12 protein-coding genes are annotated in these 13,229 nt (G+C 75.5%); 9 read left to right on the top strand and 3 right to left on the bottom strand.

What is annotated here, in order from left to right; translation table 11 throughout:
* Window positions 1-32 precede the first annotated feature (32 nt).
* The 5 genes from ACFZCF_RS03320 to ACFZCF_RS03300 are packed head-to-tail and all read left to right on the top strand — an operon-like array spanning window position 33 to window position 5,016.
* Entirely contained in the window at window positions 33-647 is a 615-nt protein-coding gene (locus tag ACFZCF_RS03320; protein ID WP_388440617.1) for an NADPH-dependent FMN reductase, read from the top strand.
* Window positions 648-659: 12 nt separating this feature from the next.
* Window positions 660-2,396, top strand: a complete 1,737-nt coding sequence (locus tag ACFZCF_RS03315) for an ABC transporter transmembrane domain-containing protein (protein WP_391284774.1) — start codon at window positions 660-662, stop codon at window positions 2,394-2,396.
* Window positions 2,393-4,255 carry an ABC transporter transmembrane domain-containing protein gene (locus tag ACFZCF_RS03310; protein ID WP_391284292.1) on the top strand — a complete coding sequence of 621 codons (1,863 nt, stop codon included), beginning with the start codon at window positions 2,393-2,395 and terminating at the stop codon, window positions 4,253-4,255. The genes ACFZCF_RS03315 and ACFZCF_RS03310 overlap by 4 nt, the downstream gene beginning before the upstream one ends.
* 21 nt (window positions 4,256-4,276) lie before the next feature.
* Window positions 4,277-4,621: a divalent cation tolerance protein CutA gene (cutA, locus tag ACFZCF_RS03305; protein ID WP_391284290.1), complete on the top strand. Its 345-nt coding sequence runs from the start codon at window positions 4,277-4,279 to the stop codon at window positions 4,619-4,621.
* Window positions 4,591-5,016 (top strand): gamma-glutamylcyclotransferase, encoded by a 426-nt coding sequence (locus ACFZCF_RS03300; RefSeq protein ID WP_391284288.1) that lies wholly within the window; start codon window positions 4,591-4,593, stop codon window positions 5,014-5,016. The genes cutA and ACFZCF_RS03300 overlap by 31 nt, the downstream gene beginning before the upstream one ends.
* On the opposite strand, the gene ACFZCF_RS03295 is transcribed toward ACFZCF_RS03300, so the two are convergent.
* The 3 genes from ACFZCF_RS03295 to ACFZCF_RS03285 form a co-directional block, all read right to left on the bottom strand.
* On the bottom strand, window positions 4,982-7,063 hold the full coding sequence (locus tag ACFZCF_RS03295) for a molybdopterin oxidoreductase family protein (RefSeq protein ID WP_388440605.1): 2,082 nt from the start codon (window positions 7,061-7,063) through the stop codon (window positions 4,982-4,984). The genes ACFZCF_RS03300 and ACFZCF_RS03295 overlap by 35 nt on opposite strands.
* Window positions 7,064-7,136: 73 nt before the next feature.
* Complete coding sequence (locus ACFZCF_RS03290) at window positions 7,137-7,814, bottom strand: vancomycin high temperature exclusion protein (RefSeq protein WP_388440602.1); 678 nt, start codon at window positions 7,812-7,814, stop codon at window positions 7,137-7,139.
* Window positions 7,815-7,847: 33 nt separating this feature from the next.
* A complete protein-coding gene (locus ACFZCF_RS03285) occupies window positions 7,848-8,564 on the bottom strand; it encodes an aquaporin (protein ID WP_388441784.1) in 717 nt (238 codons plus the stop codon).
* Window positions 8,565-8,645: 81 nt separating this feature from the next.
* Between ACFZCF_RS03285 and ACFZCF_RS03280 the strand changes: the two genes are divergently transcribed.
* From ACFZCF_RS03280 to ACFZCF_RS03265, 4 genes are all read left to right on the top strand, one after another.
* Entirely contained in the window at window positions 8,646-9,422 is a 777-nt protein-coding gene (locus ACFZCF_RS03280; RefSeq protein ID WP_391284284.1) for a hypothetical protein, read from the top strand.
* Between the two features lie 248 nt (window positions 9,423-9,670).
* A complete protein-coding gene (locus ACFZCF_RS03275; RefSeq protein WP_391284282.1) occupies window positions 9,671-10,477 on the top strand; it encodes a CbiX/SirB N-terminal domain-containing protein in 807 nt (268 codons plus the stop codon).
* Window positions 10,478-10,512: 35 nt separating this feature from the next.
* Window positions 10,513-11,838, top strand: a complete 1,326-nt coding sequence (locus ACFZCF_RS03270; protein ID WP_388440593.1) for a deoxyguanosinetriphosphate triphosphohydrolase — start codon at window positions 10,513-10,515, stop codon at window positions 11,836-11,838.
* A gap of 128 nt (window positions 11,839-11,966) precedes the next feature.
* Entirely contained in the window at window positions 11,967-13,226 is a 1,260-nt protein-coding gene (locus tag ACFZCF_RS03265; protein WP_388440590.1) for an NAD(P)/FAD-dependent oxidoreductase, read from the top strand.
* Window positions 13,227-13,229: the final 3 nt, after the last annotated feature.

The following is a 13,229-nucleotide window of genomic DNA, read 5'->3' as shown; positions in this document are numbered from 1 at the left end:
TCAACCAAACTTGAGGTACCACGATCCTCGGCATGGACATCACGAACACCACCACCGCCGCCCGGACCGCCTCCCCCCTCACCCTCGCCCTCGTCGTCGCCAGCGACCGCGAAGGCCGCCTCGCCCCCGTCATCGCCGACTGGTTCCGCTCCCGCGTCGCCGAACGCGAGGACTTCACCCTCACCGTCCTCGACCTCGCCGACGTCACCCTCCCCACCTCCCTCTCCTACGACCCCGACCCTGGCGTCCGCGCCGAACTCGCCCGCGTCACCCCCGTCCTGGAGGACGCCGACGCCTTCGTCGTCCTCACCCCCGAGTACAACCACTCCTTCCCCGCCTCCCTCAAGAACCTCATCGACCGCCACTACACCCAGTGGCGCGCCAAGCCCGTCGGCTTCGTCTCCTACGGCGGCATCTCCGGCGGCATCCGGGCCGTCGAACAGCTCCGCCAGGTCTACGCCGAGATGCACGCCGTGACCGTCCGCGACGGCGTCGTCCTGCCCAACGCCCACGGGCAGTTCGACGAGGACGGCCGGTTCAGGGATCCTGCCGGGCCCGAGGCCGGCGCCAAGCTCATGCTCGACCAGCTCGCCTGGTGGGGGACCGCCCTGCGCGACGCCAAGGCCGTCCGCCCCTACGCCGCCTGAGGAGCCGTCATGATCCTGCTCCGCCTCCTCGCCGGGCGGCTGCGCCCGCACCGCGCCCGGCTCGCCTTACTCGTCCTCCTCCAACTGGTCCAGAGCCTCGCCTCGCTCGCCCTGCCCGCGCTCAACGCCGGCGTCATCGACGAGGGCGTCCTGCGCGGCGACACCGGCCGCGTCCTGTCCGGCGGCGTCGTCATGGCCGCCGTCACCCTCCTCCAGGCCGCCGCGGCCGCCGCCGTCACCTGGACCGCCGCCCGGATCGCCCTCTCCGTCGCCCGCGACCTGCGCTCCGAGGTCTTCCGGCGGATCCAGGACCTCTCCGTCCTGGAACGCGGCCGCTTCGGCACCGCCTCGCTCATCACCCGCGCCACCAACGACGTCCAGCAGGTGCAGACCTTCGCCGTCCTCGCGCTCACCATGCTGGTCGCCGCCCCGCTGCTGTGCGTCGGCGGGCTCGCCATGGCCCTGCGCCAGGACGTGCCGCTCGCCCTCGTCCTGCTGCTCTTCGTCCCCGTCATGACCCTCGCCGTCGGCACCGTCGTGCTCCGCACGCGGCCCCTCTTCCGGGGCATGCAGGAACAGCTCGACGGGGTCACCCGGGTCCTGCGCGAGCAGATCACCGGCGTCCGCGTCGTCCGCGCCTTCGTCCGCGACGGCCACGAGCGCGCCCGCTTCGCCGACGCCAACACCGCCCTCCTCGGCACCGGCCTCCGGGCCGGCCGCCTCCAGGCCGTCATGTACCCCGTGGTCCTGCTGATCTGGGAGGCCACCACCATCCTCCTGGTCTGGGCCGGCGCCCACCGCATCGACTCCGGCGCCGCCCAGGCCGGCACCCTCGTCGCCTTCCTCGGCTACCTCCTCCAGACCGCCATGTCCGTGATGATGGCGCTCTTCCTCCTCATGCACCTGCCCCGGGCCGAGGCCGGCGCCGCCCGCGTCCGCGAGGTCCTCGCCACCACCCCCGCCCTCACCCGGACGCCCGCCGCCGCTACCGCCGCCGTCCCCGGCTCCGGACGCCTCACCCTGGAGGACGTCACCTTCCGCTACCCCGGCGCCGAGGAACCCGTCCTCGACGGCGTCACCCTGCACGCCGCTCCCGGCGAGACCACCGCGGTCATCGGCGCCACCGGCAGCGGCAAGTCCACCCTCCTCGGCCTGGTGCCCCGGCTCCTCGACGCCACCGGCGGCCGGGTCCTCCTCGACGGCGCCGACGTCCGCGCCCTCGACCCCGCGGTCACCGCCGCCACCGTCGGACTCGTCCCCCAGAAGCCGTACCTCTTCTCCGGCACCATCGCCTCCAACCTCCGGTACGGAAGGCCCGCCGCCACCGACGAGGAGCTGTGGCACGCCCTGGAGACCGCCCAGGCCGCCGACTTCGTCCGCGCCCTGGAACAGGGGCTCGACGCGCCCGTCAGCCAGGGCGGCGCCAACCTCTCCGGCGGCCAGCGCCAGCGGCTCGCCATCGCCCGGGTCCTCGTCGCCCGCCCCCGCCTCTACCTCTTCGACGACTCCTTCTCCGCCCTCGACAACGCCACCGACGCCCGGCTGCGCGCCGCCCTGCGCCGCGAGACCGCCGACGCCGCCGTCGTCCTCGTCGCCCAGCGGGTCTCCACCATCCGCCACGCCGACCGGATCGTCGTCCTCGACCGGGGCCGCGCCGTCGGCACCGGCACCCACGAGGAACTCCTCGCGACCAGCCCCACCTACCGGGAGATCGTCCGCTCCCAGCCCACCGAGGAGGCCGCCGCGTGACCACCGCGACCGCACCCCGCCCCACCGCCCCCGCCCGCCGCGGCCCCGCCCCCCAGCCGGGCAGCGGGCCCGGCGCGCCCGGCACGCCCTCCCTGGAACGCTCCCTCCGCTTCCGCGCCTCCGCCGTCCGCCTGCTGCGCACCCTCGCCCCCGACCGGGCCCGGCTCGCCGGCGCGCTCGCCGCCGGCGCCGCCGCCGTCGGCCTCACCGTCCTCGTCCCGCTCCTCCTCGGCCGCGCCACCGACCTCGTCCTCACCGGCGCCGCCGGCCCGCGCGGCGTCGACTTCACCGCCCTCGGCCGGCAGCTCGCCCTCGCCGCGGTGACCGTCGCCGCCGTCTCCCTGCTCACCTGGGTCCAGCAGCGGCTCGTCACCGACGTCGTCCAGCGGGCCGGCCACCGGCTGCGCGAACGGGCCCAGCACAAGCTGGCCCGGCTGCCGCTCGGCTACCTCGACGGGCAGCCCCGCGGTGAGGTCCTCTCCCGCGCCACCAACGACGTCGACAACGTCACCCAGACCCTCCAGCAGGCGCTCAGCCAGATGATCAGGGCCGTCCTCACCCTCCTCGGGGTGCTCGCGATGATGCTCTGGATCTCCCCGGGGCTCGCCCTCGTCGCCCTCGGCACCGTGCCCGTCTCCCTCGGCCTGGCCGCCCTGGTCGCCCGCCGCGCCCAGCCGCAGTTCGTGAAGCAGTGGGCGGTCACCGGGCGGCTCGGCGGCCACGCGGAGGAGACCATCACCGGCCACACCGAGGTCGTCGCCTTCGGGCGCCGCGACGAGGCCGTCCGCCGCTTCGACGAACTCGGCGAGGAGCTGTACCGGGCCGGGCTCCGCGCCCAGGCCGTCTCCGGCCTCGTCCAGCCCGCCGTCACCCTCGCCGGGAACCTCGGCTACGTCCTGATCGCCGTCCTCGGCGGCCTGAAGGTGGCGAGCGGCACCCTCACCGTCGGCGACGTCCAGGCCTTCGTCCAGTACTCCTACGAGTTCAACGGCCCGGTCAACCAGGTGGCCGCCATGGCGAGCCTGCTCCAGTCCGGCGTCGCCTCCGCCGAGCGGGTCTTCGACCTCCTCGACGCCGAGGAGGAGCGCCCGGACCCGGCCGACCCCGAGAAGCCCGCCGAGCGCCGCGGCCGCGTCGTCCTCGAACACGTCTCCTTCCGCTACGAGCCGGACCGGCCGCTCGTCGAGGACCTCTCCCTCACCGTCGAACCCGGCCGCACGGTCGCGCTCGTCGGCCCCACGGGCGCCGGCAAGACGACCCTGGTCAACCTGCTGCTGCGGTTCCACGAGCCCACCGGCGGCCGGATCCTCCTCGACGGCGTCGACACCGCCCGGATGGACCGGGAGGAGCTCCGCTCCGGCATCGGCATGGTCCTGCAGGACACCTGGCTCTTCGGCGGCACCCTCGCCGAGAACATCGCCTACGGCGTCCCCGGCGAGGTCTCCCGCGAGCGGATCGTCGCCGCCGCCGAGGCCGTCCACGCCGACCGCTTCATCCGCACCCTGCCGGACGGCTACGACACCGTCCTCGACGAGGACGGCGGCGGCCTCAGCGCCGGCGAGCGCCAACTGGTCACGCTGGCGCGCGCCTTCCTCTCCGAGTCGTCGATCCTCGTCCTCGACGAGGCCACCAGCTCCGTCGACACCCGCACCGAACTCCACGTCCAGCGCGCCATGGCCGCCCTGCGGGCCGGCCGCACCAGCTTCGTCGTCGCCCACCGGCTCTCCACGATCCGGGACGCGGACACCATCGTGGTCATGGACGGCGGCGGCATCGCCGAGCAGGGCGGCCACGAGGAGCTGCTCGCCCGCGGCGGCGCGTACGCCCGGCTGTACGAAGCGCAGTTCGCGACCGGGTGAGGGGCCCGTACGGTGGAGGGCGTGACCGACCAGAAGCCGGGCGCGCCCACCGCCCTCACCGTGACCACCACCACCGACAGCCGGGAGAAGGCGGAGGCGCTCGCGCGCGGCGCCGTCGAGGCCCGGCTCGCCGCCTGCGCCCAGGTCACCGGGCCCGTGACCTCCGTCTACCACTGGAAGTCGGCCGTCGAGACCGCCGAGGAATGGCAGGTCCTCTACAAGACGACCGAGGGCCGGTACGCCGCCCTGGAGGCCCACCTCCTCGCCGCGCACGACTACGAGACCCCGGAGATCCTGGCCGTCCCGGTCCGCCACGGCTCCGCCGCCTACCTGGAATGGCTGGAAACCGAGGTCGGCACCGCGTGACCCTGCCATTCTTCGTCTACGGCACGCTCCGCCCCGGCGCGCGCCACCACGACCGGCTCCTCCTCGGGCGCACCGCCACCGAGGAGGACGCCCTCCTCCCGGGCGCTCTCCTCCACGACGGCCCCGGCTACCCGTACGCCGTCCCCGGCGAGGGCGCGGTCCGCGGCAGCCTGGTGACCCCGCTCCCCGACGCGTACGCGGAACTCCTCGCCGCCCTCGACCGGTTGGAGTACGAGGCCGGGTACGAGCGCGCGGCCCTCGACACCGTCCGCACCGGCGACGGCGCCGCCGTCCGCGCCTGGGTCTACCTCGCCGCCCCCGGCACCCCGGTCGGCCCGCTCATCGCCTCCGGTGACTGGTTCAGCCGCGCTCCAGACGCACCGCGCACACCTTGAACTCGGGCATCCGGGAGACCGGGTCGAGCGCCGGGTTCACCAGCGTGTTCGCCCGGCCCTCCCCGTACCAGTGGAACGGCATGAAGACGGTGTCCGGGCGGATCGCCCCGGTGATCCGGGCCGGCGCCACCGCCCGCCCGCGCCGCGACACCACCGTCACCGGCTCGCCCTCCGCGATCCCGAGCCGCTCCGCGAGCCGCGGGTGCAGCTCCACGAAGGGGCCGGGCGCGGCGGCGTTCAGCTCCGCCACCCGCCGGGTCTGCGCCCCGGACTGGTACTGGGAGACGACCCGGCCGGTGGTGAGGACCACGGGGTAGTCCGCGTCGGTCTCCTCGGCGGCGGGCCGGTGCGTCACCGGCACGAAGCGGGCCCGCCCGTCGGCGGTCGCGAACCGGTCGAGGAAGAGGCGGGGCGTGCCCCGGTGGCCCTCCTCCGGACACGGCCAGAAGACGCCCTGCTCCTCCTCGATCCGCCGGTAGCTGATGCCCGCGTAGTCGGCCGGGCCGCCGGCGGAGGCCCGCCGCAGCTCCTCGAAGACCTCCTCGGGGTCGGTGGGGAAGCCCTTCTCCCACCCGAGCAGCCCGGCGAGCGCGTGCAGCACCTCCAGGTCGCTGCGGACCCCCTCCGGCGGGGTGAGGGCGCGGCGGCGCAGCAGCACCCGCCCCTCCAGGTTGGTCATCGTGCCGGTCTCCTCGGCCCACTGGGTCACCGGCAGGACGACGTCGGCGAGGGCGGCGGTCTCGGAGAGGACGACGTCGGCGACGGCGAGGAAGTCGAGCGAGCGCAGCCGCTCCTCGACGTGCGCGGCGCGCGGCGCGGAGACCACCGGGTTGGAGCCCATGAGGAGCAGCGACCTCACGTCGCCGCCGAGGGCGTCGAGGAGTTCGTAGGCGCTGCGCCCCGGCCCCGGCAGGGTCTCGGGGGCGACGCCCCACACTCCGGCGACGTGGGCGCGGGCGGCGGGGTCGTCGAGCTTGCGGTAGCCGGGCAGCTGGTCGGCCTTCTGGCCGTGCTCGCGGCCGCCCTGGCCGTTGCCCTGGCCGGTGAGGCAGCCGTAGCCGGAGAGGGGCCGGCCGGCCCGGCCGGTGGCGAGGCAGAGGTTGATCCAGGCGCCGACGGTGTCGGTGCCCTTGGACTGCTGCTCGGGGCCGCGGGCGGTGAGCACCATGCCGGTGGGGGCGTCGCAGAACAGCGCGACGGCCTCGCGCAGGGCGGGCACGGGGACGCCGGTGATCCGTTCGACGTGCTCGGGCCAGTGGGCCATGGCGCCGGCCCGGGCGGCCTCCCAGCCGGTGGTGCGCCCGGCGACGAACTCCTCGTCGACGCGGCCCTCGGCGACGACCAGGTGCAGCAGCCCGAGGGCGAGCGCGAGGTCGGTGCCGGGGCGGGGGGCGAGGTGGAGGTCGGCCTGTTCGGCGGTGCGGGTGCGGCGCGGGTCGACGACGATCAGCTTCCCGCCGTTCTCCCTCAGCTCGGTGAGGTAGCGCAGGGCGGGCGGCATGGTCTCGGCGAGGTTGGAGCCGACGAGGATCACGCAGCCCGTCCTCGGGATGTCCTCCAGAGGGAACGGCAGGCCGCGGTCGAGGCCGAAGGCCCGCTGGTGGGCGGCGGCCGCCGAGGACATGCAGAAGCGGCCGTTGTAGTCGATCTGCGAGGTGGCGAGCACCAGCCGGGCGAACTTGCCGAGCGTGTACGCCTTCTCGTTGGTGAGTCCGCCGCCGCCGAAGACCCCCACGGCGTCGGGGCCGTGGTCGGCGCGGGTCCGGCTCAGCCCCTCGGCGACGGCGGAGAGCGCCTCCTCCCAGGAGGCGGGTTCGAGCGCCCCGGAGTCAGGGCGGCGGACCAGGGGCTCGGTGAGCCTGACCCGGGAGGAGAGTACGGAGGGGGCGGTGCGGCCCTTGCCGCACAGCGCGCCCCGGTTGACGGGGAAGTCGGTCCGCTCGACCACCTCGGCGGGCAGCTCCGCCGTGCCGGTCGGGCGGAGCCGCATGCCGCACTGCAGGGCGCAGTAGGGGCAGTGGGTGGGGACCGCGGTGGCGTCGGACATGCCGTCAAGGGTGCGTCGGGCGTGTTACGGGCGGCGGCGTCCCGTATTACGGGCGCGGTGCTCTCCGCTCAGGTCACGGGGTCGCGGGGGGTGAGGCGAGGGCCTCCGCCACGCCGGTCTCCCGGGGGCCGAGGAAGCGCGGGTCGGGGCGGACGGCGGCGTCGAGGGCGGCCTTCCCGGAGGCGAAGAGCTCGCGGGTGGTGCCGTAGTACCAGGTGGTGTCGTGCGGTTCGGCGACGCCGACGCCGTACGAGGCGACCCCGGCCCGCTCGCAGAGGGCGACGGCCCGCTTGACGTGGAAGTCCTGGGTGACGAGGACGGCCCGGTCGACGCCGAAGACCTTCCGGGCCCGGACGCAGCTGTCCCAGGTGTCGAAGCCCGCGTGGTCGCTGACGACGTTCTCGTCCGGGACGCCCCGGTCCGCCAGGTAGGCGCGCATGGCGCTCGGCTCGTCGTACGCGGTCCGGCCGTTGTCGCCGGTGACGAGGAGGACCTTCACCTTGCCGGTGCGGTAGAGCTCGGCGGCGGTGTCGAGCCGGTGGGCGAGGTACGGCGTGGGGCGGCCGTTCCACAGGCCGGCGCCGAAGACCACGGCGACGTCCCCGGCGGGCACGTCGGCGGTGGTCCGCAGCTTTCCGGCGGCCGCGGTGTGCGTCCAGGTCGCGGGCGCGAGGGCCAGGACGGCGGCGGCCATCACGGCCTGGACGGTGCGGCGGCGGGCCCGGACGGTGCGGGGGAACCGGACCTGCATCGGCTGTGCCTCCAGGGGGAAGGGGACGGGCTGTCACCCGGACCGACGCGCGGGGGCCCTCCGCGGTTCGGCGGGGGCCCGGTCTGTTCCGTACAGCACACGCGCGAGTCCCATTCCGAGCAGCATCCCGAGGAGCTGGGCGCAGGCGTAGGCGGGCACCGAGGCGGGGGCGATGCCGGTGAAGGAGTCGGTGAGGGAGCGGCCGACGGTGGCCGCCGGGTTGGCGAAGGAGCCGGAGGAGGTGAACCAGATCGCGGCGCCGATGTACCCGGCGACGGCGACGGGGGCCAGCTGGGGGCGGCCGATGTGCCGCAGCCCCTGGACGACGAGGACGAGCCCGGCGGTGGCGACGGCCTCGCCGAGCAGCAGGTGGAGCGCGGCGCGCGGCTCGGTGGACCAGGAGCCGGGCGCCCGGCCGAACATCGCCTCGGCGAGCAGGGCACCGGCGACCGCGCCGGTGACCTGGGCGGTGACGTAGGCGAGGACCTCGCGGCCCTCCTGCTCGCGGCGCCGCCCCCACCACTCGGAGAGGGTGACGACGGGGTTGAAGTGGGCGCCGGAGAGCGGTCCGAGGAGCGCGATCAGCAGGCCGAGGCCGAGGGCGGAGGCGGTGGCGTTGGCGAGCAGCCGGACCCCGATGTCCTGGCTGAGGGAGTCGGCGCGGATGCCGGAGCCGACGATCACGGCGACCAGGGCGGCGGTGCCGGTGAACTCGGCGGTGACGCGCCGGGGGAGCGACACGGGGGACATTCTCATAATGGAAAAGATATTCCGTGATTCGGAACGAAAAAAGAGGGGAGGGGAGGGGCGGGTCTTCCGTACGATCCGGCGGTGATCACCGAAGAGCCGACGACCCGAGACCGGTCGACCGAAGAGCCGCCGTCCGACGCCCCGCCGGCCGACGCCCTGCCGACCGGCGACGCCCTCCTGACCGCCGCCGTGCGGAACAACGCCGCGTGGTGCGGAACCATGTGCCGGGCCCACGGCCTCGCCACGACCACCGGCCCGCGTGCCTGGACCAGCCCCCGCCGCACCCCGCTCTACTACCCCGACGCCGTCTCCCTGGCGCCGGACGCGACCACCGCCGACGTCGTGACGGACATCGACCAGACCGCGCCGGGCGCCTCCGTCAAGGACTCCTACGCCCGCCTCGACCTCGCCCCCGAGGGCTTCCGACCGCTCTTCGACGCCACCTGGATCGGCCGCTCGGCGGGCCCGCCCGCCGCCCCCGGCCCCTCCTGGACCCGCGCCGACACCCCCGGGGCCCTCGCCGCCTGGGCGCGCGCCTGGAGCGGCGGCGACGCCGACGAGGCGGCGCTCTTCCGCCCGGCCCTCCTGGACGATCCGGCCGTCACCGTCCTCGCCGTCCCCGGACCCGACGGGCGGATCCTCGGCGGAGCCGTCCTCTCCACCGGCGCGGGCGCCACCGGCGTCTCCAACCTCTTCGCCGCCGACGGCACCGACCCGGCTCTCGTCTGGGCCGCCGCCCTGGCCGCCGCCGACCCCGCCCTCCCCGTCGTCGGGTACGAGTCCGGCGACGACCTGGCCGCCGCCCTCGCCGCCGGCTTCACCGAACTCGGCCCCCTCCGCGTCTGGCTCGCCGCCTGACAACCCGCCCCGCGCGCGCGTGAGCCCGGTGAAACACAGCCGTGCGGTCCCGGCAAAGAGCCGTGACCGGCACGCAACGGGCAGGCAACGTCCCGGGGCCAGGATCGGTCCATGACGGAGCCGGACAGCACGTTCGCGGACGCCGCCGCCCTGCTGGGGCGGGTCGCGCGGCAGCTCGGCCTCCAGCTCCGCCGGGTGCGTCCCTACGGCGCCCCGGCGGGGAAGACCGAGCAGGAGGTACGCCGCCCATGCAGCCGATCGCACAGCTCCCCGCCCCCGTCCCCGGGCGCGTCCCCGTCCCCGCACCCGTCCTCGTCGCCGTAGGCCACGGCAGCCGGGACCCCCGCGCGCGTGCCACCCTCGCCCGGCTCCTCGACCGGGTCCGCGCGCTGCGCCCCGGGCTCGACGTGCGGCTCGCCCACATCGAGCTGAACGCGCCGCTCCTCGACGACACCCTCGCGGCCCTCGCCGCCGAGGGGCGCGACGCCGTCCTCGTCCCGCTCCTCCTCGCCCCCGGCCATCACGTCACCCACGACCTGCCCGCCGCCCTCGCCGCCGTCCCCGCCCTCCGGGCCCGCGTCGCCGCCCCCCTCGGCGCCCACCCGCTGCTCGTCGACGCCCTCGCCGACCGGCTCGCCCAGGCCGGCTGGACGCCCGCCGACTCCGCCTCCCGCGCCACCGGCGTCGTCCTCGCCTCCGCCGGCTCCCGCGACCCCCGCTCCGCCGCCACCCTCCGCCGGATCGCCGCCGCCCTCGGCGCCCGCCTCGGCGGCACCCCCGTCGTCGCCGCGTACGCCTCCGCCGCCGCCCCCACCGTCCCCGAGGCCGTGGCCGCGCTCACCGCCCGCGGGCACCACCGGATCGCCGTCGCCTCCTGCTTCACCGCCCCCGGCCTCTTCGCCGCCCGCACCGCCTCCCACGCCCCCTGGATCGCCGCCGACCCGCTCGGCGCCCACCCGGCCCTCGCCCGGCTCGTCCTGCACCGCTACGACCTGTCCCGCACCGGCCGCCCCGCCGCCCCCGCCACCCACTCGCGGGAACTCGCCGCCATCTGAACCCTTTTGTCGGCCCCGCCGGTTACCGTCGAGGCATGGCAGGCTACGACGGCACCAGCGAGACCCCCGGGTACGACCCGACCGCCACCGAGCGCTGGGCCGCCGAGCCCGACAAGCGCCCCGGCCGCACCGCCTTCCAGCGCGACCGCGCGCGCGTGCTGCACTCCGCCGCCCTGCGCCGGCTCGCCGGGAAGACCCAGGTCGTCACCCCCGGCACCCGCGGGTACGCCTGGGACGCCAGCCCCCGCACCCGGCTCACCCACTCCCTGGAGTGCGCCCAGGTCGGCCGTGAGCTCGGCGCCGCCCTCGGCTGCGACCCCGACCTCGTCGAAGCCGCCTGCCTCTCGCACGACATGGGCCACCCGCCCTTCGGGCACAACGGCGAACAGGCGCTCAACGACGTCGCCAAGGACTGCGGCGGCTTCGAGGGCAACGCCCAGTCGCTCCGCCTCCTCACCCGCATCGAGCCCAAGCGCTTCATCCCCGGCCCCGACGGCGAACCCGTCTCCGTCGGCCTCAACCTCACCCGCGCCACCCTCGACGCCGCCACCAAGTACCCCTGGCCGCGCGGCGGCCACCCCACCGACCCCGGCTCCTCCAAGTTCGGCGTGTACGAGGACGACCTGCCCGTCTTCGAGTGGATCCGGCGCGGCGCCCCCGCACACCGCAAGTGCTTCGAGGCCGACGTCATGGACTGGTCCGACGACGTCGCCTACTCCGTCCACGACTTCGAGGACGGCCTGCACGCCGGCCACATCGACCCCAACCTCCTCCACGCCGAGCCCGAGCGCGCGGACGTCTTCGCCGTCGCCATCGGCCGCTACGTCCCCGAGGACACCGACCCCGCCGAACTCGCCGAAGCCCTCGACCGCCTCCTCGACCAGGAGTGGTGGCCGCACGGCTACGACGGCTCCGCCGTCGCCCAGGCCCGCCTCAAGGACGCCACCAGCCAGCTCATCGGCCGCTTCTGCCTCGCCGCCGAGGTCGCCACCCGCCGGGCATGGGGGCCCCGCCCGGGCTCCGCGGGAGGCTCCGGCCGGCTCACCCGCTACGGCGCCGAACTCGTCGTCCCCCGCGCCACCCGCAACGAGTGCGCCGTCCTCAAGGCCGTCGCCGACCGGTACGTCATGCAGCGCGCCGAACAGGAGGCGCTCCGCGCCGACCAGCGGATCGTCGTCGCCGAACTCGCCGAGGCGCTCGTCGCCCGGGCCCCCGACGGACTCGAACCGCAGTTCCGCGCCCTCTTCGCCGCCGCGTCCGACGACCGTTCCCGCAAGCGGGTGATCGTCGACCAGATCGCCTCGCTCACCGACGCCACCGCCCGCGCCCTCCACGCCCGGCTCCGAACCCCCGGCACGTAGGGGGTCTTCGCCCCCTTTCGCCTTCCGGCGCCGTGCGGGACCCTCGCATGCGCGTCCCGAGGCGGTGCGGCCGGGCCCGGGCCCGGGGGCGTAGCGTAGAGAATCGGTCGCAACGAGGAGGAATCAACGTGGTCGACGCAGATCAGACCTTTGTCATCGTCGGCGGGGGCCTGGCCGGCGCCAAGGCGGCGGAGACGCTCCGCGCCGAGGGCTTCAACGGCCGGGTGATCCTCATCGGCGACGAACGCGACCACCCCTACGAACGCCCCCCGCTCTCCAAGGGCTACCTCCTCGGCAAGAAGGACCGGGACTCCGCCCTCGTCCACGAACCCGCCTGGTACGCCGCCCACGACGTCGAGCTCCACCTCGGGCAGACCGTCACCGCCGTCGACCGGGACGCCCACACCGTCCGCCTCGGCGACGGCACCGTCATCCGCTACGACAAGTTGCTCCTCGCCACCGGCTCCGAGCCCCGCCGCCTCGACATCCCCGGCACCGACCTCGCCGGCGTCCACCACCTGCGCCGGCTCTCCCACTCCGAGCGGCTCCGCGACGAGCTGAAGGCCCTCGGCCGGGACAACGGCCACCTCGTCATCGCCGGCGCCGGCTGGATCGGCCTGGAGGTCGCCGCCGCCGCCCGCACCTACGGCGCCGAGGTCACCGTCGTCGAGTACGAGCCGACCGCGCTCCACCGCGTCCTCGGCCCCGAGCTCGGCCAGCTCTTCGCCGACCTCCACACCGAGCACGGGGTCCGCTTCCACTTCGGCGCCCGGATCACCGAGATCACCGGCCAGGACGGCATGGTCCTCGCCGTCCGCACCGACGACGGCGAGGAGCACCCCGCCCACGCCGTCCTCGTCGCCGTCGGCGCCGCCCCCCGCGCCGCCCTCGCCGAGAACGCCGGCCTCGCCCTCGTCGACCGCGCCGACGGCGGCGGCATCGCCGTCGACTCCTCCCTGCGCACCACCGACCCCGACATCTACGCCGCCGGAGACGTCGCCGCCTTCGACCACCCCTCGCTCCACCACCGCATCCGCGTCGAGCACTGGGCCAACGCCCTCAACGGAGGCCCCGCCGCCGCCCGCGCCATGCTCGGCCAGGAGGTCTCCTACGACCGGATCCCGTACTTCTTCACCGACCAGTACGACCTCGGCATGGAGTACTCCGGCTGGGCGCCCCCGGGCTCGTACGACCAGGTCGTGGTCCGCGGCGACACCGGCAAGCGCGAGTTCATCGCCTTCTGGCTCCGCGAGGGCCGGGTGACCGCCGGGATGAACGTGAACGTGTGGGACGTCACAGAAACGGTCCAGAAGCTCATCCGCTCCCGCGCCACCGTGGACCCGGACGCCCTCTGCGACCCCTCGGTCCCCCTGGAGAGCCTGCTCTGACAC

The sequence above is a fragment of the Streptomyces sp. NPDC007945 genome, from assembly GCF_042958885.1.
In the GTDB taxonomy this organism is placed as follows: domain Bacteria; phylum Actinomycetota; class Actinomycetes; order Streptomycetales; family Streptomycetaceae; genus Streptomyces.
Note: the sequence above shows the minus strand (reverse complement) of the source record. Positions and strands in the feature narration are given on the sequence as shown.

Coding starts and splice junctions, on each gene's coding strand:
- ACFZCF_RS03285 (WP_388441784.1), bottom strand. CDS start 8,564: ATGTCCCCCGTGTCGCTCCCCCGGCGCGTCACCGCCGAGTTCACCGGC.
- ACFZCF_RS03275 (WP_391284282.1), top strand. CDS start 9,671: ATGCAGCCGATCGCACAGCTCCCCGCCCCCGTCCCCGGGCGCGTCCCC.
- ACFZCF_RS03295 (WP_388440605.1), bottom strand. CDS start 7,063: ATGTCCGACGCCACCGCGGTCCCCACCCACTGCCCCTACTGCGCCCTG.
- ACFZCF_RS03320 (WP_388440617.1), top strand. CDS start 33: ATGGACATCACGAACACCACCACCGCCGCCCGGACCGCCTCCCCCCTC.
- ACFZCF_RS03270 (WP_388440593.1), top strand. CDS start 10,513: ATGGCAGGCTACGACGGCACCAGCGAGACCCCCGGGTACGACCCGACC.
- ACFZCF_RS03300 (WP_391284288.1), top strand. CDS start 4,591: ATGGCTGGAAACCGAGGTCGGCACCGCGTGACCCTGCCATTCTTCGTC.
- ACFZCF_RS03290 (WP_388440602.1), bottom strand. CDS start 7,814: ATGCAGGTCCGGTTCCCCCGCACCGTCCGGGCCCGCCGCCGCACCGTC.